We start from the raw sequence: 23,740 nt of genomic DNA, 5'->3' as shown, positions 1-23,740 counted from the left end.
ATGAAATTTATCCATTTTGCTGACGCACATTTAGATAGTCCATTTTTGGGGCTATCTTTTTTACCATCTGAGAGTTTTAAGCAGATTCAAAAAGCTCCAATGCAATCTTTAACTAAAATTGTAGATCTGGCTCTAAAAGAAAAGGTAGATTTAGTATTAATTGCTGGGGATACTTTTGATAGTTTCAAGCCAACTCCCAGTGTACAAATTTTTTTCGCCCATGAAATTGAGCGACTAGTCAATGCGCAGATTCAGGTAATTATGATTTTTGGCAATCATGATCATATGTCAAAGGAAGACTTATTGGTTGCTGAAAGTCCATATTTCAAATTATTGGGTAATGGTGAAAAAGTAGAAACTGTCTCTTATAAAACAAAAAATGGTTTTGAGTATGACGTGACAGGCTTTTCATATTTGGCAAATCATATTAATGAAGACTTTGCAACGCAGTTTCCTGCTAAAAGCAATCGTTATACCTTTGGCATCATGCACGCACAGGAAAGAGCTGGTGCAAGTTCACAAAATGTTTATGCTCCTTTTAGTTTGAGTGAGTTACAAAATCTAAATTATAATTATTTTGCATTGGGTCATATTCACTTAAGACAAGTCTTGTCCGAAACGCCATTAATTGTATACCCGGGAAATATCCAAGGGCGTCACATTAATGAAACCGGCCCAAAAGGTTGCTATTTAGGAACTATTGATGAGCAAACAAAACAAACTAAGATTCATTTTGTGCAGACTAATTCTATTACATGGAGTAAAAAAGAAATTGAATTAACACAACCAATGACAAAAACAGAACTGGAAAATATGATTATTAATTGTTTGTCCGCCATATCAACTACTTATTTTTGTCTGCAAATTAAGGGTGCTGATTTTTTGAATGAAAAAGAAAAAGAATTGGTTCAAGACAGTGATTTTTGGCAAATGATTTCCAGAAAACTGACTCACGATTCACAATTGGTAGATGTGAGGTTTATTAATGGGGATAATTTAGAAATCGCTTCTAATGATCAAAAATACTTTAAACAGGCTGAAAAAGAAGTTTTTAGTTCTGAACAATTTGCTCAAATAAGCAAAATTTGGGCTTTAAAATCTGATTATACTGATACTTTAGCCCAAGACCCTGAATTTGCTCTGGAAGTGAAGCAACTCGCTGAAGTTAAGTTGAATAGTAAATTGAAAGGAGCTAATGATGAAATTAATTAGAATTCAAATAGTTAATTTTGGTCAATTTTCAAACTTTACTTTTGATTTAACAAATTCAAATATTGATGTTTTTTATGGGGTAAATGAAGCGGGAAAGAGCACCGTCGTTGCCTTCATTAAGCAGATTTTATTTGGTTTCCACCTTGCTAATCAGGGTTCAGAATTTTTTGAGGACTATACTCCTTTAGCACAAGTTAGCCCAATGGGTGGATCTTTATTTTTTGAAAATGAAAATGGTCAGCATTATCAATTGGAAAGACTTTATGCAAAGGGTAAAGGTTCAAAAGCTGGCACTCTGACTGTTAAATGTGATAATCAGGTTGTACCAGAAAATGTTTTTTTTGATCAAATTAAAAATATTGATGGTAAATTTTATACTGACAGTTTTATTTTTAATCAGGATATGCTGGCAAAAGTTGATCAAATTAAGCAGAAAGACTTAATGGAACGTATCTATTATTTGGGTGAGGCTAATAGTGACAGTCTGATAACTTTACGTGACGATTTTTCTAAAAGTGCTGATGCCTTGTTCAAAAAAACTGGTAAAAAGCCGCCTATTAACCAATTGTTGTTAGAAATTAAAGAACAAGAAAATGAAGTCAGTAACTCTGAAAATGAATTTTCGGTTTACCAAGAACTTAATGGCAATTTTAAGAAGCAAAGAGGTTTGCAACATCAAGAAGAGCAAAAAGAACTTGAATTACAAAAAGAGTATGACAGTTTAGATAAGATTCAAAAACTTTTTCCGAGTTACGAAAAATTGCAGGATTTGCAAAATCAAGTTAGAACAATTAATTTTGATTCAAAGCAATTTCAGTCAGCTCAAACTCTAACCATACAAGCTGAATCTTTGCATAAAAAGCAACAAAAAATAACTGCAAAGTTAAATGAATATTCCGATGATCCGGAAGAAAATACAGCAGTTTCAAAGCTGTCACAAAAAAAGCCGGAAGTATTGCAATGGCAATCAGAATATCGCAACTGCTTACAAAAAGATGAACAAATAAAAGATGAGCAAAATCAACTTATTGCACTTGATTCAAATTTAAATAAAATTGTGAAAATGAATCAAGAGCAAATAATTAAGTTGCAAGAAGATTATCAAAAACTACCTCAAAAGGAATTGAAGATTGAGCAGAGTAAGAGTGATAATTCTAAGCAATTCCTTCTTTTTGGTGGCATTATTTTTGTTGTCGGTTTAATTTTATTGTTTATTGCACAAGTTTTTGGCTTTTTAGCTAGCGGTGTTGGACTGGCATTAATAGTATTTGGTTCTTATCGGCAAAAACAAACACAAAAAACAGTAGAAACTGTTGCAGAACAGAACGAAAAAATAAGGCAACAAAGGCAGTCTTTTGAAAAACGGTATGGTATTAATCCAATCAATTTAGATATAAATAATTTAATTAATGAGTGGAGACAATATCAAGTATTAATTCAAAACTTAAAAAGAAATAATCAGCGAAAAAATGAGTTAATAGGATTAGTCACACCGATAGCAGTCCAATTAGGTGATGAACTGAATCAAACTGTAAGTACTTTTGAAGATGTATTGAATGCACTAGACCAACTAACTGAGAAAATAAATTTAGAGAAATTGCGCCGTGAAAAGCAAACTAGTTTAAAAAATAGTTTGGTTGAAAATAAAGATGAACTCAATGAAATTACCACTAAACTAAAAATAATCTTAGCAAAAGCGCAAGTTTCGAGTTTAGCTGAATATGAGCAAGTCCAAAAGCAAAAGTTAAAACAGGATAAGATACAAAACCAAATTGATGCTCTTAAGTCAAATTTGCAGAATGATTTAAGTGAGTTGAAAAGTTATGCAAAAAATAAAACCAAAAATCAAAATGATCTCGAAAATTTAAGGTTAAAGATCTCTTCTGTTCATGAAAATATTAATCATTTACAAGAAAAAACAGCTGAAATAAAAGTAAAAATGGAAAATTTAGCAAACTCCACAGCTGTTTTCGAAGAAAAACAAAAACTGGCTAATTTAAAAGCAAAATTAAAAAATTTGAGTATTGAATATCTGGCTAACTTATTTACAGCTGAATGGATTGGTCGAGCTCTTGATCTGGCATCGAATGAACGATTTCCTAAAATGTTGGTTACTGCTAAAGAATATTTGCGACTATTAACGAATAATCGGTATAATAATATTGAATTTGGTAAAAAAATAACGGTTACTCGTTTTGATGGTAAAAAGATAGAAGTGCAATATCTTTCTAGAGGAACTTCTGAACAATTATACTTTGCTTTAAAACTGGCTTTTGTTCAACAGATACAAGATGAAATAAATTTACCTATATTAATAGACGATTCTTTTGTTAACTTTGATGATCAAAGAGTTAATGAAATTGAAAAGTTGCTTCAAGCTATTGCTGGAAGCAATCAGGTATTAATTTTTACTGCACAAACAAGTCTAGTTGATAAATTGCAAATACAACCGCTAACTTTTAAGAGAGGAACTAAAAATGTATAAACGTTTGCTGGATTATAATGATGGCGAAGAACTAGAGTTGGTTGTACTGATTAAGAATTCTCAATTAAGACATACAAAAAAGGGCAAACTATATTTAGCAATGTCATTTAGTGACTCATCTGGTGAAATTCGTGGCAACTTTTGGGATGCAAATGATCAAGATGCTGCAACATTTAATGCCGGGACTATTGTTGAGCTTGATGGTAAGCGCGAAGAATATCAGGGACAGCCACAAATAAAGATTTACAGCTTGCGTGTTGTTGGCCCAGAGGAAGGTTATGACCTCAGGCAATTTATTAAATCAGCTCCCGAAAAAATTGCTGATATGAAAGAAGAGATAAACCAATATGTCTTTGAGATACTGAATCCTACTTGGAACAGAATTGTACGATTCTTATTAAAAAAATGGGATAAACGTTTTTTTGATTTTCCAGCGGGAAAGAGTAACCACCATGCAGTGCGTGGTGGATTAGCATACCATACTGTATCAATGCTACGCGATGCAAAAGGACTTGCGGACAATTATTCTCAAGTTAACCGTTCTTTGCTATATGCCGGCTGTATTCTTCATGATATGGGTAAAGTGCTTGAATTAACCGGTCCAGCAGCGACCCAATATACTACTGAAGGTAATTTGATTGGACATCTGGTTTTAATTGATGAACAAATTATGCTGGCGGCTCAACAGCTTAAAATTGATTTAGAATCTGAAGACTTGTTGCTGCTACGGCACATGGTTTTATCTCACCATGGTAAATTTGAGTATGGTTCACCTAAGTTACCTGCTTTGCTTGAAGCCGAGTTACTGCATCGCATTGATGATTTGGACGCATCTGTTTATGCTATTACTAATGCTTTACAGCACACTCGTCCAGGAGACTTTACAGATAATATAATGAGTCAAGGTGGTCGAAAATTTTATAGGCCCAAAATAGATGAATCATTAGGAAAAGCTCATAAATTAGAATAAAAAAAGAGTTCAAGCTTGCTTGAACTCTTTTTAATATCTATTATTTTTTACTAGTTGAAGTAGAAACATAAGAAGCTAAAACATCTTTTAGATCTTTGTCTTTTATGTCAACTCCAGCTTTTTTAATAACCTTAGCTAGTACATCGTGCATAGTTTGTTGATCCTGTGACATTGTCTGATATATCTGGTCATCAATCTCTTTTTTGTGTGAAGCAAAGGATCCTTTAGCAGGGTGCTTAATCATTCTGATTACGTGATAACCTGATTGAGATTTAATTGGACTCTTTGTAGTTTCACCTGTCTTTAATTTAAAAGCGGCTTTCTTAAACGCAGGATCCAAACTTGAATCGGTAGAATCAAAAGCCGGCAGTTTTCCTTCATTATTCTTTGTTCCGGTATCTAAAGAATATTTCTTTACTAAACTCTTAAAGCTTTTACCATTCTTTAATTCATTAGTAATTTCTTCAGCTTTAGATTTTTTGGAAACTAAAATATGTTGCACTTTAACCTTAGGTTGATATGCTTTCCAAGCTTTTTCTTCTTGATTCTTTGAAATCTTCTTGATGTCTTTTAAGGCAACTTCAGTAAGCAAGTTTGTTTTCAAGTTTTGCTTGAAGCTTGAAGCAGTCATGCCATTTTGTTGCAAAACGGCATCAAATTGACTGCCGTACTGTTTTTTGTAGTTGTTATACTGTTTATCAACTTGCTTTTTTGAAACCTTGTTGCCATACTGTTGCTCTAAAACACGATTGATAATCATATTTGCCAATGCGGATTTACCTGACTGAGACTTTTTCATTTCATCATAGTATTCTTGTTGAGTAATCTTACCGCCTTTGTAAGAAGCAACGGTTTTACCACCATTGGAACAAGCTGCTGTCGATAAAGCCATACTTGCTACGGCAATGACAGCTGCTGCTTTTCTGATATATTTTTTCATAAAATAAATTCTCCACATCCTTAATAAATTAAGTCACCGACAACTAATATAACATAAACTGACAAATCTAGTTTTTATTTTTAAGTTTTTTGCCAAAAATTCGCAGTTTCTTTACTAATTTTTAGAACTATCTATTCCATTATCAATTTTACTATTAATTTTTGTGGTTTTGGCTTTTAGCTTGGCGATAATCCGATTAATGCCTATTTGATAATATTCTACTTCTTTTTTTAATTCAGAAATTGTATTTTTAGCCTGTGGCAATGACTCTTTTAATTTTTGCTTGGCAATCTTTAAATTATTGCTAGATGCGGAAAGATCACTAAAGTCTTCTTTTACTGAATTAATTTGTTTTTGCGCTGATGGAAATAAACGATTACCGTTTTTATCTTTAAATAGTGAAAGAACAACGCCAAAACCAGCACCCACAGCTAGACCTAAACTAAAATGTTTCATCATATCACCTTAAAATTCAGCTCTAATTGCAGCAGCAATTTTTTGGTAATCTTCTTCAGTATATTTTTCAGCGTTATTGCGAGTTGCGATCTTTAATCCGTCTCCTTCAAAGCGTGGAACAAAATGAATATGTGAATGCATTACCACTTGGCTTGCACTTGCACCATTATTACTACTGATGTTCATACCAGTAATTCTAGGGTCAAATTTCTTAATTGCATTCGCAATTGTTGGAATATATTGTAGATATCTCTGAGCGTCTTCAGGTGTATAATCAAAAAAGTTAGTGATGTGTTTTTTAGGTACCATTAAAGTGTGACCTGGGTTGACTTGAGATAAGTCTAAAAAGGCTTTGACGTCATCATTTTCGAAAACAGTGTAGCTGTTTGCTTCACCTGTGATAATTTTACAAAATAAGCAATCTTTATCTAATTCTTCCATTTTAAAACCTCTTCATTTCAAAATTTAGTTTCTTTTAATATCATGCTATCATATTAAATGAGTAAATTCATTAAAAGAAAGATAGGAATTATGACTTTAAAAATTGAGCATCTGACCGGTGGCTACACAGGTGTACCGGTAATTAAAGATATTAATCTGGAGATCACTCCAGGCGAAGTTTTAGGGCTGATTGGACTAAATGGTGCAGGCAAATCGACAACAATTAAACATATCTTGGGATTGTTGCGACCACAAAAAGGAAAAATTACTCTAAATGGCATTGATTTAGCGACACAACCTACTAAATTTAAAAGACAAGTCGCATATATTCCAGAGACGCCAGTTTTATATTCAGAATTGACTTTGAAGGAACATCTGCAATTAACAATTCTTAGCTATCAGCTGAATGAAAACCAGGCTTGGGCAAAAGCCCATGAGTTGCTGCAGATGTTTAGGCTTGATGACAAGCTCGATTGGTTGCCAATTCACTTTTCTAAGGGTATGAAGCAAAAAGTGATGATCGTGACAGCCTTTTTAGCAAATACAGAACTGCTTGTAATTGATGAGCCTTTCACCGGACTAGATCCTTTGGCAGTAGCTAATTTAGTGCAATTAATCAAAAGTGCTGCTGACCAAGGCAAAATGGTGTTAATGTCGACACATATTTTAGCTAACAGTGTCCAGGCAGTTTCACGCTATGCGGTCTTGAACAACGGCAAAATTGCTTCTACTGGCACTTTGGCTGAAATTCGAAAGCACTATGACTTAAAGGAAACAGACTCGTTTGACCAAATCTATCAAATTTTAAGTCAGGAGCAACAAAATGCGTGACTTGGCTAAAAAAAGGCTGCAGGAAAATATACGCCAGTCTTTAAAATATCTAGTATTGGTTTTTAATGATTTCTTTATCTTGGCTCTGATTTTCCTTTTTGGAGCACTCATGTTCTGGTATGCACAGACAATGAAGACTATGCCTAAAAGTCTGTGGTATTATCGTCCGCTAGTTGGTATTTTGTTATGGTTGCCACTTTTAATAGGAAAACTGGTAACATTGCTAAAACCAGCTGATTTACAATTTTTACTGCCTGAAGATGAAAATTTAGCATCATATTTGAAACCAATGTTAAATTATAGTTTAATTGTACCCGCAATTTGCTTGGTTTTAATGGCGGGAGTTATATTTCCTTTTGCAACGATTAAGGCAAAGATTGAACCTTTAAATTATGTTTTCGCTGTTTTTGCTGTTTTTTTGGCCAAAATATTGCAACTTAAGGTTATGGAATATAATTTATATTTTAACCAAAAAATTTCCATTTTAATTTTAAATATCTTTTTCCTGCTTCTGTTTGGTTTGGGAATGTTTAAACCGCAAAGCATGATCTTAATCGCAATTTTGCTGGCAGTTTCTGTCGTTATTTTTGTTGTGAAGCCGCAACATGCTGCTCTTTTTGATTGGCAATATGCCGTAAAGCTGGAAGAAAATCGCAAAAATGTTGTTTATAGCGCTTTTAGCATGTTCACAGACGTTAAAGAAAGACAGACTAATATTAAAAGACGAAAATATTTGGACTTTTTATTGCCTAAAAATTTATCGTCAGAAAATCCGCATAAATTTTTGTATCGCCGTTCAGTGCTTAGAAACCCAGAAAATATTAATTTAGTTTTCCGAATGACTGCTTTTGCAGTTTTAATTTCCTGGCTGGTACAAAATTGGATTTGGGCATTATGTTTATCATGCTTAGTAGTCTTTTTGACTATTTACCAATTGATACCAATGGTTGATGAATTCGATACCAATATCATGTATCGTGTTTATCCAATTGAGCGTTCCAATCGTGGCCTTGATTTAGTATCTGCATTAGCGGGAATATTATTAGCTCAAGGGGTTGTAATCAGTATTTCTTGGCTGATCACCTTACCAATTAATTTACGCTTGTTTGCGGCAATGGGATGTTTAGTTGTTTTCAGCTGGGGCGTATTAAGGTTATACTTACCTGCAAAAGTAAAGAAAAGGAAGTAGCAGAATAGATGAGATTACGTAACAAGCCGTGGGCTGTAAAACTTGTACAAGAGCATCCAGAAAGTGTGATTGATCGACCTGATCCAAGTCTGAAAATTGATTGGTCAAAGCGGTTTGCTGATATTTCAAAACCATTAGAGATAGAAGTAGGGCCCGGCAAAGGAAAGTTTATTACTACGATGGCGGAAGAGCACCCCGAAAAAAATTTTGTTGCTCTGGAATTGCAAATGACCGCGGCAGGCATGATTTTGCGAACCAAACTTGCTAAAAAATTGTCTAACATCCAAATTCTTTGCGCAGATGCTGCTAATATTGACACTTTTTTTGATGCTCACAAAGCAGGTAAAATATATTTGAATTTTAGTGATCCCTGGCCTAAAACTAGGCATGAGAAAAGGCGGTTAACTTATAAGTCTTTTTTACAAAAATATCAAACCGTCTTGCAGGAAAATGGTCAAATAGAGTTTAAAACTGATAATGCAGGTCTTTTTGCCTATTCTGTGCAGAGCATGAATAATTTTGGGATGCATTTTGATTTTGTGTCAGTTGATCTTCATAATGAAAAAGATGAAATTGTAGCTGCCAATATTGAAACGGAATATGAACACAAATTTGCAGCTAAGGGAAATCCAATTTATGCTCTGCATGCTGATTTTGGGGTAAAATAATTAAATAAGAGTAAGGATTGAGAGGTTTTTTCAAAATGGAACAAATAAAAGAATTGAATAAAGATAAATTAGACTCGATTACCAAAAATGGACGAGTAGTTTTAGAATTTTCAGCAGGCTGGTGCCCAGACTGTCGCTTTTTAGACCCCTTCATGCCAGAAATCGAAAAAGATTTTGCCGATAGCAAGTTTTATCAGATTGATCGTGATGGTTCTATTGACTTAGCTAAGGAAATGAATATTATGGGTATTCCTTCCTTTGTGGTCTACCAAGATGGCAAAGAAATTGGTAGACTAGTTAATAAGGATCGTAAAACTAAAGATGAGGTTGAAAGCTTTTTACGGTCACTTGACTAAGTGAAAGAGGATTATTGATTCATGATTACTAGTATTAATAAAAGAAGTTATCCCAATACCTTGATTGTAATTTTAGGTCAGGATAAGGGCAATAGTGAATACGATGAAAAAGGTGATATCACACGCATTACTGATGAAGAGGGTAATGTTACCGGTTATAACTTTTTTAACGTTGATCAGCTAATTGACTACGATAAATTACCAGATGGACAAGTTAAGCTGTCAAAAGATGATTTAACTGCTTTAAATGAAAAATTAGCAGAAGTTGGTTTTACTGATAAACTTGCATATAGCAAACCAACGCTTGTTTATGGCTATGTCAAAAGCTGTGAAAAACATCCTGATTCTGATCATTTGCATGTTACACAAGTTGATGTGGGCAATGGAGAAGAACATCAAATTGTCTGTGGTGCACCTAACATTGCACAGGGACAAAAAGTGGTTGTTGCTTTACCAGGTACTTTGATGCCTAATGGTCAAGTAATTTGGCCAGGTCAACTGCGTCACGTGGATTCCTATGGCATGATTTGTTCTGCTCGTGAATTGGGGCTTGAACACGCTCCTCAAAAGCGTGGAATTATGGTGGTTCCTAATGAATTTACTGTTGGAGAAGCCTTTGATCCCGAAAAGTGTGACGAACTATTAGCAAACGGTCAGATTACTTTATAGCACTTAGGACTTTATCATTTTGATGGTAAAGTCTTTTTGTATCATTAATTTGTGAAAAGCATTTTAGCTAATTTTTAAAGCTTTTTTGATGATCCTGCTTTTTTGACTCAGCAATGGTAAAATAAACAGCAATGATAAAATTTTGGAGTTCAGCAAATGTTAGATAAAAATAAGCAAATTTGGTTTATCGGAATTAAAGGAACTGGCATGGCCTCTTTAGCTTTAGTGCTAAATGATCTAGGCTTTAATGTAGCTGGCAGCGATATTAAAAAATACACTTTTACCCAAGAACCGCTAAAAAAAGCTGGTATTGAAGTTAGAGAATTTAGTCCGTATAATATTAAAGATTCGGGACAAGTCATCGTTAAAGGAAACGCGTTTAAAGATGACAACACAGAAGTAAAAACTTGTGAAAAAAAGAAACTTGCGTGGCAAAGCTACCCTGATACAGTAGAAGAAATTATTAAAATGCATACCAGCATTGGTGTTTCAGGAACCCATGGCAAAACTTCTACTACTGGTCTTTTAGCTCATGTGTTAGGTGAAGCTGCACCCACGTCCTATTTAATTGGTGACGGTGAGGGCAAGGGTGTTAAGGATTCTCGCTTCTTCGTCTATGAAGCAGATGAATACCGGCGTCACTTTTTAGCTTATCATCCAGATTATCAAATAATGACTAACATTGATTTTGATCATCCGGATTATTTCAAGGATCAGGCTGATTACACTTCGGCTTTTCAAACAGCAGCGGATCAGACTCGAAAAGGACTTTTTGTGTGGGGTGGAAATGAAAGACTAAGGAAATTGCATTCTGATATTCCTAAATATACTTATGGTTTTGAAGATAATGATGATTTTCAAGCAGTCAATATTAAAAGAACAACTAAAGGTTCAAGCTTCACGGTCGTAAATCATGGTAAAAAAGTTGGTGAATTTCAAATACATCTTTTTGGTGACCACAATATTTTAAACACAACAGCCGTGATTGCTGTTGCCTACACTGAAAAAATTCCTGTGGCAGATATTAAAAAAGGACTGCTTACTTATCACGGTGCAAAACGGCGCTTTTCTGAAAAAGATTTCGGTGATATCAACATTATTGATGATTATGCTCACCATCCAACTGAAATGAGAGCAACAATTCAGGCTGCACGACAAAAGTTCCCACAAAAGAAATTAGTTGTCGTTTTTCAGCCACATACTTTTTCCAGGACAAAGAAATATGCTAAAGATTTTGAAAAAATATTGCGTGATGTAGATAAGGCCTATGTTACCCCGATTTATGCTTCTGCAAGGGAGGCAAGTGGAGATATTTCAAGTGATGATTTAGTTGCTAAAATTCCTGGCTCAGAAGTAATCGATCTTGATAATATTGCAGATCTTGCTCAAAACGAGAATAGCGTAATTGTCTTTATGGGGGCAGGAGATATTCAGAAATATGAAGATGCTTTAGAAGAGTTGCTGTAATTTTATTTGATAGTCTTACTAAAAGTTTAGTAAGGCTATTTTTGTATTTAACAGCGGGCACACAACGCCACAATTTGATGAAGCAATAAAGAAGCAGTTAATCGCAAAAAGAACTTCACAATCTTTTATATTGGCTGATTCTAGCAAATTTGGCGTATCTTCAAATGTTCAGGCTCTAGAATTAAAAGACGCAATCCTAATTTCTAATGATAATGATTCTCAGATTGCTAAAGAAACAAAGATTATTTGTCCGTAACTAAAACATGAAAGTCAGTTAAGACTATATTTATTAGTGAAAACATCAAACTTAAAAAGAGTTTGATGTTTTTGTTTAAAGAAAATTCTAAAAATTCTATATAAAAAGCGTAATAATCAAAAAGTAAGTTGTTAATTTAAAGTTGATAAACGAAATTTAACCATTTTGTTAAAAAATCAGTATTGTGCAAGATCCGTGCAAAAACTGTTAAAATGGTAGTTGAATAAAGAAAATTGGTTTAATTGTAAGGAGATCTAATGGCTGATAAAAAATTACTTTTAATTGATGGTAATTCAGTTGCCTTCCGTGCCTTTTATGCACTATATCGCCAACTTGAAAATTTCAGAAATCCTGAAGGATTGCATACTAACGCCATTTACACATTTAAAAATATGCTTGATGTCGTGCTAAATGATGTCGAACCCGATCATGTTTTGGTTGCTTTTGATGCAGGTAAAACTACCTTTAGAAATAAGATGTACGCTGACTACAAAGGTGGCAGACAAAAGACTCCCTCAGAATTATCTGAACAACTGCCATACATTCAGGAGCTTTTGCATGACTTGGGTTTGTCTACATATGAGCTTGATAACTATGAAGCCGATGACATCATAGGAACTTTCGTAACTAAGGGTGAAAAAGAAGGCTTTAAAGTTACGGTAGTTACAGGTGATAAAGATTTGACTCAGCTGGCATCGCCGCAAACAACAGTTATGGTCACTAAATCAGGGGTACTAAACTTAGAAGCTTATACACCTGAACATATGAAAAAAGTTAATGGTGTTACTCCAACTGAATTTATTGATATGAAAGCCCTTATGGGAGATAATTCTGATAATTATCCTGGAGTAACCAAAATTGGGCCAAAAAAAGCTTCACAACTTATCCAGGAATATGGTACGGTTGAAAATCTTTATGATCATGTAGATGATATGAAGCCATCTAAAATGAAAGAAAACCTTATCAATGATAAGGATAAGGCTCTTTTAGGCAAAAAATTAGCTACTATTGATCGTCATGCTCCTTTAACTATTGGGATCGATGATGTTAAAAGGCGCCCTATTGACTATCAGAAATTGCGCAGATTCTATGAAAAGATGAACTTTCGTAAATTCTTGAGTGAATTAAATCCCGACGGAGAAAATCAACCACAAGATCAATCTAAAAAAACAAATGATAAAGTAGTTGATTTTACTGAACTTAAAGAAAATGACGTTAATAATTTTGCTGTTACTGATGGACAAACTATTACTTTTTATCTCGGAATGCTTGGTGCTAATTATCATTTAGCTGATTTTGTCGGTTTTGCCATTAAGGTAGATAATCAAATATATATTAGTCGCAATGTTGAACTGCTAAAAGAAGCTAAACTTAAAAATATGCTTGAAGATAAGCAAATTACTAAAAATGTGTTTGATCTAAAGCGAACAACAGTTGGGCTAAATCGTTTGGGTATTCACGCTCGTGGCATTGACTATGACATGCTTCTTGCTTCATATTTGATTAATAATGAAAATAATTCAGACGATATGGGTGAAATATGCCGGATGTACGGAGATAATTCTGTAAAAAGCGATTATGAAGTATACGGCAAAGGTAAAAGCGTTCATATACCAGAAAATGATCAAGTTTTGTTTAACCATCTAGCTGGTAAAATTGAGGCAATAGAAAATCTAAAAGATACATTACTGGCAAAACTAAAAGAACACGAGCAGGATGATCTTTATGCCAACATTGAAATACCAGTTGCAAGAGTTTTATCTGTCATGGAAATAAATGGTATTAAGGTGCAAGCTAAAACCTTAACTGAGCTGCAAGATGAGTTTGCTGTTGACCTTAAGAAAATGGAACAACAAATCTATGACGAAGCTGGTGAAGAATTTAATATTAATTCTCCAAAACAATTAGGCCATATTTTGTTCGAAAAAATGGGCTTAAAACCAATTAAAAAGACTAAGACTGGTTATTCAACATCTGTTGATGTTTTAAATCAGTTAAAAGATGAAAACCCAATTATTGGACAAATACTGACTTACCGGCAAATTGCTAAAATCCAATCTACCTATGTTAATGGTTTATTAGATGTTATCCAAAAAGATGGTCGCGTTCATACCAGGTACTTACAAACGTTAACTGCAACAGGCCGTTTGTCCTCAGTCGACCCTAATTTACAAAATATTCCAACTAGGACAGAAGAGGGCAAGCAAATTAGAAAAGCTTTTGTGCCTAGCGAACCTGACGGCTATATTTTTTCATGTGATTATTCTCAAATTGAATTGCGGGTACTAGCACAAGTTTCTGGTGATGAGCAGATGCAGGAAGCCTTTAGAACAGGTTATGACATTCATGCTCACACCGCAATGCGCATTTTTCATCTTAAGTCAACCGATGACGTGACTCCGCTAATGCGCCGCAGAGCTAAGGCAGTTAATTTCGGTATAGTTTATGGCATTTCTGATTATGGCTTGTCTAAGAATCTTAATATTAGCAGAAAACAGGCAAAGGAATTTATTGACAATTACTTTGAACAATATCCGCAAGTTAAAGAATATATGAATAAAGCTGTGCAAGTGGCACGTGAAAAAGGCTATGCGGAAACAATTATGCACAGAAGACGTTATTTACCAGATATTCATGCCAAAAATTACAATGTCCGTTCTTTTGCCGAAAGAACAGCCATCAATTCCCCTATTCAAGGTTCAGCTGCAGATATTATTAAAATAGCAATGATTAACATGCAGAAAAAATTGGATGACATGCATCTCAAGACAAAAATGGTAGTCCAGGTTCATGATGAATTGATTTTTGATGTACCAAAAGATGAATTAGAAACAATCAAAAAAATTGTGCCTGAAGTTATGCAATCCGCTGTACGACTTGATATACCTCTTGTAGCAGACTCTGGATATGGCCACAACTGGTTTGATGCGAAGTAAGGAGCAATTTTAATGCCTGAAATGCCGGAAGTTGAAACTGTTAGGCGAACACTTCTTCCTCTTATCAAAGGGAAAACAATAAAAGAAGTAACTGTATGGTACCCAAAAATTATTACCGGAGATGCTAAAGAATTTGCAAGACAATTAACTGGAAAAAAGATAGAAAATATAGATCGTTACGCTAAATATTTGCTTATTCGTCTTAGTGACAATTTAACAATAGTGTCTCATTTACGGATGGAAGGTAAGTATCGTTTAGTCAAAATAAATACTAAAAAGGACAAACACGACCACGTGCAAATTGTTTTTAAAGATAATTCAGCATTGCGCTATAATGATGTGCGTAAGTTTGGCCGAATGCAGCTGATTAAGACGGGGACTGAAAGGGAAAAGACTGGTATTGGTAAATTAGGTGTTGAACCTAATTCAGCAGCTTTTACTGTTTCGTATTTACAAAATGGTTTAGCACGTAAAAAGAAAAATATTAAAAACACACTCCTTGACCAATCTATTGTTGCAGGTTTGGGCAATATCTATGTTGACGAGGTTTTGTGGGAAACAAAAATTCACCCGTTAAGTCAAGCCAATACTATTCCAGCAGAAAAGATAGTGCAATTGCACGACAATATTAATTCGTTAATAGAATTGGCAATTGCTGAAAGAGGTACTACAATTCATACATATCTGGATGCGAACGGGAAGACAGGAGGTTTTCAAAAAATGTTGCAAGTATATGGACGTAAAGGCGAGCCTTGTGTGCGTTGTGGCACACCTCTTGAGAAAATTAAGGTAAACGGACGAGGAACTACTTTTTGCCCTAAATGTCAGGTGATTTACAAATGACAAAGATTTTAGGCTTAACCGGTGGGATAGCAAGTGGTAAAAGTACTGCAGATGTTTTTTTTAGAGAAAAACAAATACCGGTTATAGACTGCGATCAAATTGCTCACGATGTTTTAAATAGGGACGAAAAGGGCTATGAACTGGTTTTAAAACATTTTGGTACAAGCATTCTTAAGTCAGATCGATCAATCAATCGTTCAGAGCTAGGACAGATTGTTTTTAACGATAAAAAACAACTCGAAGCTTTAAATGCAATTACCCATCCATTGATTTTTCAAGAAATACAAGCTAAAATTGCGCTAAACAACATGAACAAAAATTCTTTGGTTGTTGTAGATGCACCAGTTTTGTTTGAATCAAATGGTCAAAAATATTGCGATTTTACCTTATTAATTGCAATACCGGAATCACTGCAAATGAAAAGGCTAATGTTAAGGGATCAATTGAGTGAGCGTGCTGCCTTGAAGCGTATTCGCAGTCAAATGACTTTGTCCCAGAAAGAAAAGTTGGCTGATTTTGTAATTAATAATACTGGTACAAAACAAGATTTGAAATCAAAATTAGAAAGATTGCTTCTTAACATAAAAGGGGAGGACTTATATGGAATGTCCTAATTGTCATAAAAATGCCTCAAAAGTCATTGATTCAAGACCCAGTGATGAAAATCGCGCAATCAGACGCAGGCGTGAATGTGAAAACTGTGGCTATCGTTTTACCACGTTTGAAAGAGTTGAAACTACTCCTTTATTGGTAATTAAAAATGATGGTACTCGAGAACCCTTTAATCGTAAAAAAATTTTACATGGCGTAATGGCAGCAGGTCAAAAGCGGCCGATATCAAGTACACAGTTCGAAGAATTAGTCGATCATGTAGAAAACAAAATCAGACAACAAGGGGTTAGCGAGATTTCTTCGAAAAAAATTGGTCAACTAGTAATGGATGAGCTGGCAACAATTGATGATGTTGCTTATATTCGTTTTGCTTCTATTTATCGTGAATTTAAAGATATGTCTAGCTTCATGAAAACAATGGAAGATATGATTGCAAAAAGGGAAAAAGGTAATTAATTATGTTTGAGACAAATGATCCCAAACAGCCTTTTTTCATTACTAACAGGGTGGATATTTTTCCTAAAGATTTGCGCATATTAATTAAACTGTATCAACCTCTTATTGGTTCTCTTCCTTTAGCTCTCTATTTAAGTTTGAATGAAGATTATAATGTACAGGCAATGCTTTCTGATGCTAAGGGAATCTATACTCTTCAAGAACAGACAGATTGTGATATTAAAAAATTATTTGGTGCGTTGCATAAGCTTGAAGCTGTTGGTTTGATTCAAACGAAACTGCTTGACAACCAAATCATGGGTCATGTTTTGTGTTTCGACCTTAAAAATGTTCCGTCAAGCAGTGAATTTTTTTCAACTTCTCTTTTAGCAAGTTTGTTAAAAGAAAAAGTTGGTATAACTGCTTTTAATAAATTAAGTCACGAGTTTGCAAGAGAGACTAAACAAAGTCGGAGTGAATTAAGTGGCATCAAGGAAGCACCCGATATTTCTGCTTCCTTTATGGATGTTTTCCATTTATCCGATCAAGAAGCAATAGATCCTTCAATTGAGGTTAAGGAAGCAGCTCGAGAGAATAATTATTCTGCAAGCGATTATGCTACTGTCAATGATCAAGATAATATTGACTGGGATTTTATGAAACAGCAATTTGAAATTTATCAAATTGCTGGTAGCGAAATTGATCAGAATAAAGAAGCTATTCGAGCTGTTATGCGTATATATGGGCTTTCAGAACAGGAATTTGTCGATGAGGCAATACCTTGTTTGCATGGTGACTATCAATTAAATATGAGAGAAATAAAGCAAACTATTGCTAACAGCATTCATGGAAGCGATACTCGCAGGCATTTGCAAGACAAGACAAAAATACCTGAGAAATTTAATAAAAGTGATAGCCAATTAAATCAAAAAGAACAAAAATTATTGCAAAAAGCTCAGACTGATACTCCAGCGCAGTTTTTGTATCACTTAAAAACTGAACGAAACGATTATGTTGATGCAAGTGAGTATCAAGTGTTAGACAGTTTATATAATGATAAGGGAATATCAGCTGAATTGCTCAATGTTCTGACATATGCTTGTTTAAAAAGCAGTCCAAACATTTCTTTTCGATTAGCAAACAAAATTTTGCATGATTGGCTGCAACATGGAATTAAAACTGGTGCTCAGGCTTTAGATTACATGGAAAAGAGAAAAAAGACCCAAGAACAAAGGCAGAGCAAGCGCTATAACAGATTTGCTCCCAGAAAAACGTTTGAAAAGGGCACTGATTGGAACAAGCAAAAGCCAAAAGTAAAATCTGATGTTTCAAGCGCGGAGCTAAAAGAATTTTTCAAGAATTTTGAAGATAAAAACGGCATGAAGTAGGTGAAATAAAATGCAACCCATTAAAAAATTTATGGCTAAAGGACAAACTGCTAAAGCAGAAGACGAGAGTACCGCTAAAATTAAGCAAAAAGTTTTGGCTGAGCCTAAAGTGCAACAATTTATCAGTCAGCACCGAGCACAACTTAATGACAGTATAATTGATAAAAGCCTTCCCAGTCTTTTTGAATTTTATTTGAGCCAACATAAAAAAGATCCGGTGACCAAAGGATATTATCCGGATTTGATAATGAATAAAAATGCCATTAGTCTTAAATTTGTTCCTGAAGACAGTAAACTGATTCATGACCAGGAAATTAATATTAAAAAGCACTTGCGTTTAATTAACTTACCCGAAGGTTTGCATGATGTTCGCTTAAGTCAAATTGAAATGACATCAGAAAGAGCCGAAGTAATGACTGCTATTCAGCGTTTTTTATATCAATATTCTCAAGATATCCACCAAAAGGGTCTTTATTTATCCGGTAATTTTGGCATTGGTAAAACGCATATTTTAGCGGGGCTGGCAAATCAAGTAGCGGCAATGGAAAAATATGTTGTCTTTTTGCATGTTCCAACATTCATTGCCAGTTTGTCCAGTCATTTTAATGACAATAGTTTACAAAATGAAGTGCAAAAAATTGCTAGTTCTGACTTGTTAATACTGGATGATATAGGTGCAGAAAATTTAAGTCAATGGTCTAGAGATGAGGTTTTAGCAGTAATTTTGCAGGCACGAATGGACAATATTTTGCCAACCTTTTTCTCATCTAACTTTGCGATGGGTGACTTAGAAGACCATTTTAAGGAAACTAAAAATTCAATCGAACCAGTAAAAGCAGCCAGAATTATGGAAAGAATAACTTCTTTGGCAACAGAAATAGTAATATCTGGACCCAATCGGCGTCATTGAGTTACTAAAATTATGGAATAACTTAATAATTATGAAAATATACTTGCATTAAAAAATTATTGGGTTATAATTAACTCCAATGAATGAACATGTTGCAAGACGGTTCAGAGAGAAAAGCGTTATTCTGAAAGCTTTCATTAGTATTTGCAATCCACTCATTCATACCTAAATTTTGATAATAGGTTAGATTCCGTTAACAATCTATAACGAGATAGTTCATTTTTTTGAACTAAATTTTGGGTGGAACCACGTTAATTAACGTCCCAGTGCTTAATTGCACTGGGATTTTTTATTTTATTTAATTTTTGGAGGAAAAAATGAGTTTTTCGATTACTTTGCCTGATGGCTCAAAAAAAGATTTTACTGAAGCTGTTTCAATTTCTGATTTAGCACATGGCATTGGTACATCTTTAGGTAAAGCTGCTCTTGGTGCAAAAGTAGATGGTCAAATTGTTGCTTTAGACTATAAGTTGAGCAAAAATGCGGAGGTTGCAATTATTACTGACAGAGATAAAGATGGCTTAGCAATTCTACGAGATACCGTTGCATTTGTTCTTGAGGCCGTGGCCAAGAAAGCTTATCCTGAAATTCATTTTGGTGAACATGGATCTGACGATGAGGGGTTTTACATTGATACTGATAAAGAAAATCAAATAAAAATCAATGAATTACCAGACTTGGAAAAAACAATCAAAAAAGCAATTAAAGCAGGAGAAAAAATTGAATCTTGCTTGATGTCTAAAGATGAGCTTTCTGATCTTTTTAAGGACGATCCATATAAGAGTGAAATGCTTAAAGATGAAAAAAATGACCAGGTACAAGTTTATAAGTTAGGCAGCTTTGTCGATTTTGGCTTTAGCGCACTGTTACCAAACACTGGTAAAATTAAGCAATTTAAATTATTATCTGTTGCCGGTGCCTACTGGAAAGGGCAATCTTCAAATCCTATGCTTCAAAGAATTTCTGGTACTGCATTCTTCAAAAAGGCAGATTTAGATGCAGATATCAAACGGCGTGAAGAAATCAAAGAACGTGATCACAGAACGATTGGTCGTGATCTGGATTTATTCTTTGTTGATCCTCAAGTCGGTGCTGGTTTACCGTACTGGATGCCAAAAGGTGCCACAATTCGCCGTGTAGTTGAGCGCTACATTATCGATAAAGAAGTCGCTGACGGATACCAACACGTTTATACTCCAGTTTTAATGAACGTTGATGCTTATAAGACATCAGGACATTGGGCACACTATCGTGATGACATGTTCCCACCAATGGATATGGGTGACGGTGAAATGCTTGAACTGCGTCCAATGAATTGTCCTTCCCACATTCAAATTTACAAGCATCACATTCGTTCATATCGTGAACTGCCAATTAGAATTGCCGAATTGGGCATGATGCACAGATATGAAAAATCTGGTGCTCTGTCAGGCCTGCAACGTGTACGAGAAATGACTTTAAATGACGGTCATACATTTGTAACTTTAGATCAAGTTCAAAGTGAATTCTCAAAGATCTTGACTTTAATTTTAGATGTTTACAAAGACTTTGATATCACCGATTACTACTTCAGACTTTCCTATCGTGACCCCAAGAATACTAAAAAGTATTTTGCAAATGATGAAATGTGGGAAAGAAGTCAGTCAATGCTGAAAAAGGCTATGGACGATATGGGACTTGACTATGTTGAAGCTGAAGGTGAAGCTGCATTTTACGGTCCAAAACTAGATATTCAAACTAAGACGGCTTTGGGTGCAGATGAAACAATGTCCACAATTCAACTGGACTTCATGCTTCCCGAAAGATTTAATTTAACCTATGTGGGTCAAGATGGTGAAGAACAGAGACCAGTTATGATTCACCGTGGAATTGTAGGTACTATGGAACGTTTCATTGCATATCTGATTGAGATTTACAAGGGTGCCTTTCCAACCTGGCTGGCTCCAGTTCAAGTAGAAGTGATCCCAGTTAATCTTGATGCTCATTCTGATTATGCTAAGAAAGTTCGCGATGAACTTAATAAACGTGGTTTTAGAGCTGAAGCAGATCTGCGTAATGAAAAATTAGGTTACAAGATTCGTGAGTCACAAACACAAAAAGTACCATATACTCTTGTTTTAGGTGACAAGGAATTAAAGGACAATGGTGTTAATGTTCGTCGCTACGGCACTGAAGAAGAAGTAGCCAAGAGTTTTGATGAATTTATTCGTGAAATTGAACAGGATGTTAAATCATATTCACGTGAAGAATAATCGAGTAAAAAATAGTAAAGATAAGTTTAATTTAATAGATTGCAGGAATAATTTGATGACTTAGACCTTAAATACAAAACCGCTAAAATTTGCACGTCGAGTAACAAAATGTAGTGTTGACGGGATGCACTTTTGATTAATTAATCAATTGCTAAAAAAGCTTGGTTTAGATAGTTAAATTAGGACTGCTAAAAAGGAGCATTAATTATGTCAATGGTAGAATTTCATGACGTGCAGAAATTTTATGGCAAATTTCACGCGTTGCATAATATTAATTTACACATCGATAAAGGCGAAACTGTTGTTTTAATCGGACCTTCTGGTTCTGGCAAGAGTACGCTTATTAGAACAATAAATCGCTTAGAGTCAATCCAGGGTGGGAAACTGATAGTTAATAACCAGGATTTGTCCAATCCCAAGACAGATTCAAATAGGTTGCGCCAGGATGTAGGTATGGTTTTCCAACACTTTAATCTTTATAAAAACAAAAATGTTTTGGAAAATGTGATGTTGGCACCTAGAATTGTCAGTCATTTACCTGAGGATGAAAATAAAAAACAGGCAATGAATTTGCTTGATATGGTCGGTATGGCTGATAAAGCCCAAAATATGCCAGCACAGATATCTGGTGGACAAAAACAACGTGTAGCAATTGCTCGATCTTTAGCAATGCATCCCAAATTATTGCTTTTTGATGAACCAACTTCAGCACTTGACCCAGAGATGATTGATGAAGTTTTACAGGTAATTAAAAAGATTACTTCTTCTAGTGATATGACTTCCCTGATCGTTACCCACGAAATGGGTTTTGCTAAAGAAGTGGCTAATCGTGTCATCTTTATGGACCAGGGTCATATTGTTGAAGATGATGACAGTTCTTCCTTCTTTAAACAGCCAAAAACAGAACGGGCTCAGCAATTTTTAAGCAAAATAATAGCGCATTAAGAGGGGGCAATATCATGAAAAAATTAATTTGCTCAATCTCGCTATTTTTGGGAATGTTCCTTTTATCTGGTTGTGGCAATAGTGTCACTGACCAGTCAGCTTTGAAAAATGTGCGCTCGTCCAATACCATTACTTGGGCAGTTGAAGGTGACAAAAAGCTTTTTAGTCTAATCGATATTAGAGATGATAAAGAAAAGGGCTTTGATATTGATATGGCCAAAGCCATTACTAGAGAAATTTTAGGTCCTAAAGGACAAGCTCGCTTTACGCTTGCCACTTCACAGTCGAGAATACCTTTATTGAAAAATGGTAACGTTGATGCGGTAATTGCCACTTTGACAATTACTCCTGAAAGAGCACAAGTAATTAGTTTTTCCAAATCGTATTTTCAGGCTGGTAAATCATTTCTTGTCCCTAAAGGATCAAAAATTAAAAAGCCAAGTGATCTTAATGGCAAAACTGTAATCGGTATTGTTGGAGACAACTCTGTTGAGGCAGTAAAGAAAGTTGCTCCCAGAGCAAAAGTTGTCGCAATGCAAGATTATGGTCAGGCAGTATCAGCTTTGAAATCACATCAAGGAGATGCTTTGACTAGTGATAATGGTATTTTATATGGTTTAGCCGCACAGAGTCCTGGAAGCCTTGAAGTAACCGGAGGAACTTATACTAAAGAACCTTATGGCATCGCAGTAAATAAAAATCAAGAACCTTTTCATAGGGCTATAAATCGAGCGATTGACAAGATTCAAAAGAGTGGAGAATACAATCGCTTAATTAAAAAGTGGTTCGGTCAAGTTCCTGGTTTTAACTATAAGGAGATGTATATAAAATGATTCGTATCTTCAATAATTTTAGTAGTCAACTATTTTCAGGATTCGGCTGGACTATTTTATCAAGCTTGTTAACCTTAATATTTAGTCTGATTTTTGGAGTTTTATTAGCGCTTCTAGAGGTTATCCCTAATAAAGCGGCAAACAAAATCGGTAGGACTTACGTTGAGATTTTTCGCAATATTCCGTTATTAATTATCGTAATGTTCTTTTACTTAATAGTACCGAAATATTTTGTTCAAATTGACGGCTTTACTGCAGGTACAATTGGTTTGTTCTTGTATACTTCAGCTTTTATTGCTGAAATAATCCGTTCAGGCATTCAGTCTGTTTCACAAGGCCAAATGGAAGGTGCCAGATCTACGGGGATGACTTATAAGCAAGCTATGCGTTATGTGATTTTACCTCAGGCTTTTAAAATTGTCATTCCACCATTAGGAAATCAATTTGTCAATTTAATAAAAGATTCGTCTATTTTAGCTTTTGTGGCTGGTTTTGATTTAATGTACCAGGCTAATGCAATTGCTTCTGTGACTTTTGATACTTTTAACAGTTATTTTGTAATCGGTGTGCTATATTTAATAATTACTATGCCGTTAAGTTATTATATGCAATATCTAGAAAAGAAAATGGCTTAGGGAGGCGACTA

Annotated in this window: 23 protein-coding genes; 20 read left to right on the top strand and 3 right to left on the bottom strand. The window is 34.7% G+C overall.

The genetic code is table 11. From position 1 onward, the window contains the following. Genes LDM90_RS07135 through LDM90_RS07125 form a run of 3 tightly spaced genes read left to right on the top strand, consistent with a single transcriptional unit; the run spans position 1 to position 4,667 of the window. Positions 1-1,212 (top strand): metallophosphoesterase family protein, encoded by a 1,212-nt coding sequence (locus LDM90_RS07135; RefSeq protein ID WP_223897168.1) that lies wholly within the window; start codon positions 1-3, stop codon positions 1,210-1,212. Then, positions 1,199-3,697 carry an ATP-binding protein gene (locus tag LDM90_RS07130; RefSeq protein WP_223898743.1) on the top strand — a complete coding sequence of 833 codons (2,499 nt, stop codon included), beginning with the start codon at positions 1,199-1,201 and terminating at the stop codon, positions 3,695-3,697. The genes LDM90_RS07135 and LDM90_RS07130 overlap by 14 nt, the downstream gene beginning before the upstream one ends. Continuing rightward, positions 3,690-4,667, top strand: coding sequence for a 3'-5' exoribonuclease YhaM family protein (locus LDM90_RS07125; RefSeq protein ID WP_034980102.1), 978 nt, complete (start codon positions 3,690-3,692; stop codon positions 4,665-4,667). The genes LDM90_RS07130 and LDM90_RS07125 overlap by 8 nt, the downstream gene beginning before the upstream one ends. Positions 4,668-4,707: 40 nt before the next feature. Here LDM90_RS07125 and LDM90_RS07120 read toward each other — a convergent pair whose 3' ends face one another. From LDM90_RS07120 to LDM90_RS07110, 3 genes are all read right to left on the bottom strand, one after another. Then, complete coding sequence (locus tag LDM90_RS07120; protein ID WP_223897164.1) at positions 4,708-5,607, bottom strand: peptidylprolyl isomerase PrsA; 900 nt, start codon at positions 5,605-5,607, stop codon at positions 4,708-4,710. A gap of 114 nt (positions 5,608-5,721) precedes the next feature. After that, a complete protein-coding gene (locus LDM90_RS07115) occupies positions 5,722-6,063 on the bottom strand; it encodes a hypothetical protein (RefSeq protein WP_223897162.1) in 342 nt (113 codons plus the stop codon). A 9-nt stretch (positions 6,064-6,072) separates the two neighbouring features. Continuing rightward, a complete protein-coding gene (locus LDM90_RS07110; protein ID WP_122052645.1) occupies positions 6,073-6,504 on the bottom strand; it encodes an HIT family protein in 432 nt (143 codons plus the stop codon). Positions 6,505-6,594: 90 nt separating this feature from the next. Between LDM90_RS07110 and LDM90_RS07105 the strand changes: the two genes are divergently transcribed. The 17 genes from LDM90_RS07105 to LDM90_RS07030 all read left to right on the top strand — a co-directional run bounded on the left by LDM90_RS07105 (position 6,595) and on the right by LDM90_RS07030 (position 23,729). Then, positions 6,595-7,335, top strand: coding sequence for an ABC transporter ATP-binding protein (locus LDM90_RS07105; protein WP_198212164.1), 741 nt, complete (start codon positions 6,595-6,597; stop codon positions 7,333-7,335). Next, positions 7,328-8,524: an ABC transporter permease gene (locus LDM90_RS07100; protein WP_223897160.1), complete on the top strand. Its 1,197-nt coding sequence runs from the start codon at positions 7,328-7,330 to the stop codon at positions 8,522-8,524. The genes LDM90_RS07105 and LDM90_RS07100 overlap by 8 nt, the downstream gene beginning before the upstream one ends. A gap of 8 nt (positions 8,525-8,532) precedes the next feature. Then, a complete protein-coding gene (trmB, locus tag LDM90_RS07095) occupies positions 8,533-9,192 on the top strand; it encodes a tRNA (guanosine(46)-N7)-methyltransferase TrmB (RefSeq protein ID WP_198212160.1) in 660 nt (219 codons plus the stop codon). 35 nt (positions 9,193-9,227) lie between these two features. Continuing rightward, a complete protein-coding gene (locus LDM90_RS07090; RefSeq protein WP_034980119.1) occupies positions 9,228-9,548 on the top strand; it encodes a thioredoxin family protein in 321 nt (106 codons plus the stop codon). A gap of 21 nt (positions 9,549-9,569) precedes the next feature. Then, positions 9,570-10,217, top strand: coding sequence for a YtpR family tRNA-binding protein (gene ytpR, locus LDM90_RS07085; protein WP_198212158.1), 648 nt, complete (start codon positions 9,570-9,572; stop codon positions 10,215-10,217). Positions 10,218-10,373: 156 nt separating this feature from the next. After that, complete coding sequence (gene murC / locus LDM90_RS07080) at positions 10,374-11,684, top strand: UDP-N-acetylmuramate--L-alanine ligase (RefSeq protein WP_223897156.1); 1,311 nt, start codon at positions 10,374-10,376, stop codon at positions 11,682-11,684. Between the two features lie 130 nt (positions 11,685-11,814). After that, positions 11,815-11,940 (top strand): hypothetical protein, encoded by a 126-nt coding sequence (locus LDM90_RS09435; protein ID WP_274381268.1) that lies wholly within the window; start codon positions 11,815-11,817, stop codon positions 11,938-11,940. A gap of 257 nt (positions 11,941-12,197) precedes the next feature. Next, entirely contained in the window at positions 12,198-14,876 is a 2,679-nt protein-coding gene (gene polA, locus LDM90_RS07075) for a DNA polymerase I (RefSeq protein WP_223897154.1), read from the top strand. Positions 14,877-14,888: 12 nt separating this feature from the next. Continuing rightward, entirely contained in the window at positions 14,889-15,719 is an 831-nt protein-coding gene (mutM, locus tag LDM90_RS07070; protein WP_223897152.1) for a DNA-formamidopyrimidine glycosylase, read from the top strand. After that, positions 15,716-16,333, top strand: a complete 618-nt coding sequence (gene coaE, locus LDM90_RS07065) for a dephospho-CoA kinase (RefSeq protein WP_223897150.1) — start codon at positions 15,716-15,718, stop codon at positions 16,331-16,333. The genes mutM and coaE overlap by 4 nt, the downstream gene beginning before the upstream one ends. Continuing rightward, on the top strand, positions 16,320-16,787 hold the full coding sequence (gene nrdR / locus LDM90_RS07060) for a transcriptional regulator NrdR (RefSeq protein WP_198178841.1): 468 nt from the start codon (positions 16,320-16,322) through the stop codon (positions 16,785-16,787). The genes coaE and nrdR overlap by 14 nt, the downstream gene beginning before the upstream one ends. A gap of 2 nt (positions 16,788-16,789) precedes the next feature. Beyond that, the gene (locus LDM90_RS07055) at positions 16,790-18,154 is read left to right on the top strand and encodes a DnaD domain protein (RefSeq protein WP_223897148.1); all 1,365 of its coding nucleotides are present in this window, start codon (positions 16,790-16,792) and stop codon (positions 18,152-18,154) included. A gap of 10 nt (positions 18,155-18,164) precedes the next feature. Beyond that, positions 18,165-19,064 carry a primosomal protein DnaI gene (gene dnaI / locus LDM90_RS07050; protein WP_223897139.1) on the top strand — a complete coding sequence of 300 codons (900 nt, stop codon included), beginning with the start codon at positions 18,165-18,167 and terminating at the stop codon, positions 19,062-19,064. Between the two features lie 317 nt (positions 19,065-19,381). After that, the gene (gene thrS / locus LDM90_RS07045) at positions 19,382-21,316 is read left to right on the top strand and encodes a threonine--tRNA ligase (RefSeq protein ID WP_223897131.1); all 1,935 of its coding nucleotides are present in this window, start codon (positions 19,382-19,384) and stop codon (positions 21,314-21,316) included. 207 nt (positions 21,317-21,523) lie between these two features. After that, positions 21,524-22,261, top strand: a complete 738-nt coding sequence (locus LDM90_RS07040; protein ID WP_274381267.1) for an amino acid ABC transporter ATP-binding protein — start codon at positions 21,524-21,526, stop codon at positions 22,259-22,261. Positions 22,262-22,275: 14 nt separating this feature from the next. Further along, positions 22,276-23,094 (top strand): transporter substrate-binding domain-containing protein, encoded by an 819-nt coding sequence (locus LDM90_RS07035; protein WP_045928315.1) that lies wholly within the window; start codon positions 22,276-22,278, stop codon positions 23,092-23,094. Continuing rightward, a complete protein-coding gene (locus LDM90_RS07030) occupies positions 23,091-23,729 on the top strand; it encodes an amino acid ABC transporter permease (protein ID WP_223897128.1) in 639 nt (212 codons plus the stop codon). The genes LDM90_RS07035 and LDM90_RS07030 overlap by 4 nt, the downstream gene beginning before the upstream one ends. Positions 23,730-23,740 lie beyond the last annotated feature (11 nt).

Origin of the sequence: Lactobacillus huangpiensis (assembly GCF_019972815.1) — a bacterium.
GTDB lineage: Bacteria > Bacillota > Bacilli > Lactobacillales > Lactobacillaceae > Lactobacillus > Lactobacillus huangpiensis.
The sequence above is the reverse complement of the archived record's forward strand: the minus strand, read 5'-3'. Positions and strand labels throughout refer to the sequence as shown.